The 2055-nt window shown below is 48.8% G+C and carries 1 protein-coding gene; it reads left to right on the forward strand.

Annotated elements, in window-relative coordinates; translation table 11 throughout:
• Positions 1-463: 463 nt before the first annotated feature.
• The gene (locus Q502_RS11835; RefSeq protein ID WP_112109438.1) at positions 464-1912 is read left to right on the forward strand and encodes a PD-(D/E)XK nuclease family protein; all 1449 of its coding nucleotides are present in this window, start codon (positions 464-466) and stop codon (positions 1910-1912) included.
• Positions 1913-2055 lie beyond the last annotated feature (143 nt).

A 2055-nucleotide genomic window follows, 5' to 3' on the forward strand; every position in this document is an offset into this window, starting at 1 on the left:
TCATGTATCTCTACAGTCTCGGGTATGACATAGGGGTATATGAGAACGTTCTGAGAGAACTAACAACGAAGGAGGCACAGTATGACTTATGAGAAAAGGTCCACCGTCAACGGTCCACAGTCCAAAGATCCGCGCTGGTCGCTTGCAGGAGACGTTCTCCGCTTGGAAGATCAATGCAACAATAAGAACAAGATCCCGTGCAGAGACATCACGGGATGACAGAATGAGGCCATTCAGGGATTATTAGCTTTCATGATTTGCGTCATTCTGACAAAGCTCCTGGTCAGAATCTGGTTCTGATCTTGTCGGCGAACAAACACTTGATATTGGGCAATGAAGTATGAATTGCTTTTCGGAGCGAATAGCGATCAGCGAAAAGCGGTTCTTCCTAACGATCAGCGGCTCTTATGCAACTCACAACTTGGCACTTGGAACTGCATCTAAGGAAGGAAGGTGATTCACCATGAATCCGGCAGTAAAAAACGAGAACGGATCTCCTGCCAGAGACCCGCTCTCAATACAAAAAGCAAACTTGGAACATCTAAATACTATCACTTTCAAACGGGAAAGGTCTAATTCTGTTTACCCTTTTTGCAACAGTGATATTACTTCGGCAATTCACGCAGAAGAAGCGTCAGGAATAGGACAGAATCTCTCTTGTCCATTCATTTCCAGGCAATTAGCTCCTGAGAAATCGGAGAACGGAGAACGGCTGACGGAGAACCGTCACCCGTTCCCCTTATCCTATTCCCGAATCAAAGCCTTCGTGGAATGTCCTCACAGGTTCTATCTCCGTTATTTTGAAGGCCTGCCAGAAGCTCAGGGAGAGGGAAGAAAGCACAACGGGCTCATCTTGAGGGCGGTGTTCAACGCTTATCTCGGTAACTCCCCTACTCCTCTCCTCTTTGGAGAAAACCTCAAGAGGGATATGGAGCAGATAGAGTTCGGAGTTCAATTCCTCAAGAGCAAAGATGTTCTTGCTCTCAATATCCCCTTCGCTCTGGACAGATTTTCCAATCCAATACCATTCGATGAACCGGAAGTCGTGTTTAGGGGAGTGGCGCAGTGTCTTTACACTGCGCCGGGGCCGGAGACAGGTGGTAGCAGGTTCGTAAGATCACAATTCAATTCAAATGGAGGAAATGATGATCAGGGAACGTCATCCGATGTCCGTTCACCGTTCGCCGACAAAGCTGTAAAGAGCCTTGAATCAGCTTTTCTAGGTCTTTCGGAGGACGGAGGACCTGAGACGGTCAACCCGGCTCTTACCCTCTGTCACTTCAAGGCGGGGTTCGGCGATCCCGACTGGGAGAGGCTTCTTATTTACACCTGGGCTCTCTCGAGAGTGGGATATAACATAGGCAGGATCGAATGGGTCTCTCTTTCTGCGGGGGCTTCCTTCTCGAAAGAGATAACGAAAGAGAACCTCGAAGAGGCGGGAATCAATCTCTATGCCTGGATAAACCAGATCCTTCAGAGTGACTTTACTCCTGAAGCAGGAGATCACTGCTCTTACTGCCTGTATCATTCCCTATGCCCTCTCATGGAGAAGCTTGGAGAGGATCTCACGATAAGTGACAGTGACTCTCTAAAGAACACACTTCAGAAGACAGTCGCCTTTCAGGAAGGGGCGAAGAAGATGAAGAAGCTCGCAGATGAATACATAGACAGGGAAGGGATAGGAAAGGTGGAGATTAAGGGCTATGAATATGCGAGCGACGAGGCTCCCACACAGATAAGGCTTCTGGATAGAGAGGCTGCGCTGGATACAGTCGTTGGCCTTCCAGACCCATTCAAATTCATCACGTTCAGGAACTTATCCGAGCTGGTCGACTATCTTCCCGAAGAAGCGTACGAGAAGAAAGAGAAGCTGAAGCCGGTGAGGAGGTTTCGAAGAGCCGCTGAAGGCTGAACGCTGGGGGTATGGGGTAGCGGGTTCGTAAGATCTTGGAAAGTTAACGGTTCACCGTTGGCCGTTCTCCGAGGTGGAAGGAGCAAGTGATTTCGAAAGTTTCCAGAGCATGCGGTTAATCCGTTCGGCACTCTCTTCAATAG

Origin of the sequence: Mesotoga sp. Brook.08.YT.4.2.5.2., assembly GCF_003351125.1 — a bacterium.
GTDB lineage: Bacteria > Thermotogota > Thermotogae > Petrotogales > Kosmotogaceae > Mesotoga.

What these genes read in the sequence shown, in the direction of transcription:
- Q502_RS11835 (WP_112109438.1), top strand. Translation starts at nt 464, where the DNA reads ATGAATCCGGCAGTAAAAAACGAGAACGGATCTCCTGCCAGAGACCCG.